Source organism: Trebonia sp. (assembly GCF_049794275.1).
Taxonomy (GTDB): Bacteria; Actinomycetota; Actinomycetes; order Streptosporangiales; family Streptosporangiaceae; genus Trebonia.
On record NZ_JBARCR010000579.1, the window covers coordinates 1 to 2,531 of the forward strand.

Genomic DNA, 2,531 nt, shown 5'->3' on the forward strand with positions numbered 1-2,531 from the left:
GAGATGGCGCAGATCAAGCACTTCGCCGTCTATAACCAGGAGACGAACCGCAACGCCCCGGCCGACAACGCGATCGTGAGCACCCGGGCGGAGCAGGAGATCTACCTTCCCGCGTTCTATGCCGGGACGGCGGAGGCCCACGCGTCTTCGGTGATGTGCGCCTACAGCTACATCAACGGCCAGGCCGCCTGCCAGAACCAGTACCTGCTGCAGACCACCCTGGACCAGAACTGGGGCTACCCCGGCTTCGTCACGTCGGACTACGGCGCCACCCACTCCACGGTTCAGTCCGCCGACGCCGGCAACGACCAGGAGATGCCCTCAGCGCAGTTCTACGGCCCGGCCCTCGAGGCTGCGGTGCAGGACGGCCAGGTCTCCATGGCCACGCTCAACGGCATGGTCAGCCGCATCCTGACGGAGATGTTCCAATTCAACGAGTTCAACGACCCGCCCACCGGGACGACCAGCGCGACCGTCACCACCGCCGCCCACCAGGCGGTCTCCACCGCGGTCGCCGAGGCGGGGACGGTGCTGCTGAAGAACGACGGCGGCACTCTGCCACTGGCGGCGAACGGAGCGGGGACCGTGGCGGTGATCGGCCCGGCCGCCTCGGCCGCGCCGACCGACACTGGCGGCGGCAGCGCCCACGTGACCTCCACGTTCAACGTGACCCCGCTGCAGGGCATCCAGGCCGCGGCGGGGACAGGGACCACAGTGAACTACGTGCAGGGCCTGCCCACCGACACGTCCTTGTCAGCGATCCCGAGCACCGACCTGACCCCGGCGTACGCGGCGACGGGCTACGGCGCGAGCTACACCGGCACGCTGACCGCCCCGGAGACCGGCACCTACGTGCTGGCGTTCAGCAACCCGGGCTCTTACACCGCGACCAACCTGTACCTGGACGGCAAGGAGATCCTCGCCAACCCGGGCACCCCGCCGGTCTCCACCTACTCTGTCGGCGTCGACCTGACGGCCGGCCAGACCTACACCCTGTCGCTCTCGGGCGGCGGGCCGTCAGCGTCGCTGAGCTGGGCCACCCCGTCCGACCTGGCGCCCGGGATCGCGCAGGCGGTCACCGCGGCGAAGTCGGCCGCCACCGCGGTGGTCGTCGTGTCCGACGACACCGAGTCCGAAGCGGCGGACCGCGCAAGCCTCAACCTGCCGTCCGCGCAGAACGAGCTGATCTCAGCGGTGGCCGCGGCCAACCCGCACACGGTCGTCGTCGTGGACGCGGGCGCCCCGGTGACCACGCCCTGGATTAACCAGGTCTCCTCGGTGGTCGACGCCTGGTACCCGGGCGAGAGCAACGGCACGGCGCTGGCCTCGGTGCTGTTCGGCCAGACCGACCCGAGCGGCCACCTGCCGGTCACCTTCCCCACCGACCTGTCGCAGGTGCCCGCGTCCACCCCGAGCGAGTTCCCGGGGACCGGCGGCGAGGTGCAGTACTCCGAGGGCATCGACGTCGGGTACCGCTACTACGACGCGAACAACGAGACCCCGATGTTCCCGTTCGGCTACGGCCTCTCCTACACGACGTTCTCCTACAGCCACCTGAGCGTCACCCCTGGGCAGGTCCAGAACGGGACGTCAAACCCGGGAACGCCCGCCTGTGGCTGCAACGGGCAGTCCGGCAAGCAGGTAACGGTGTCTGCCACCGTCACCAACACCGGCAAGGTGGCCGGCTCCGACGTGGCCCAGCTGTACCTTAACGACCCGGCCGCTAGCGGCGAGCCGCCACGCCAGCTCAAGGGCTTCCAGAAGGTCACGTTGCGGCCAGGGCAGTCCACGACCGTCCACTTCACCCTCTCCGGCCAGGACCTGTCGTACTGGGACAACACGGCCAACGGCTGGGTGCTCCCCGACGGCACGTTCGGCGTCTACGTCGGCGACTCCTCGGCCCTGGCCAACCTGCCGCTGCACGGCGACTTCACGGTCGACCGCACGATCGGGGCCCGCTACGCCACCGTCGGCGCCCCGACCACGGTGACACCGGGCACCCCCGCCCGCGTGACTGCCACCCTGGTCAACAACGGTGACTACGCCATGCCGCAGGCGCGGTTCACGCTCAAGGCCCCGGCCGGCTGGACCGTTGGCAACCCGGCGCCGGTCACCATCGCTCCCGGGCAGACCGTCACCGAGCACTTCACCGTGACCGCGCCGGCTAACGCCGCCGCCGGCACGGACACACTGCAGGTCACGGTTACGCCCACGGCCGGCAACTCCGGCGTCACCACGGAGGCGTCGACCACCGTGACCGTTCCGTACTCCTCGCTTACCGCCGCGTACAACAACACCGGGATCAGCGACAACTCCGACGCGGCGGCGGGCAACTACGACGGGGTCGGCGACAGCTACTCCGCCCAGGCGCTGGCCGCGGGCACGCCGACCGCGCTGACCCCCGGCAGGCAGGTCACGATCGGCGGCACCACGTTCACCTGGCCCTCGGTGGCAGCCGGGAGCCCGGACAACGTAGTCACCGGCGGCCAGACCGTCGCGCTGTCCGGGTCAGGGACCGACCTCGGGTTCCT

The 2,531-nt window shown here is 70.3% G+C and carries 1 protein-coding gene; it reads left to right on the forward strand.

Annotated features, from left to right (window positions below):
- A partial coding sequence (locus WA805_RS15710) for a glycoside hydrolase family 3 C-terminal domain-containing protein (protein WP_425242695.1) occupies window positions 1-2,531 on the forward strand: 2,531 nt, incomplete at both ends.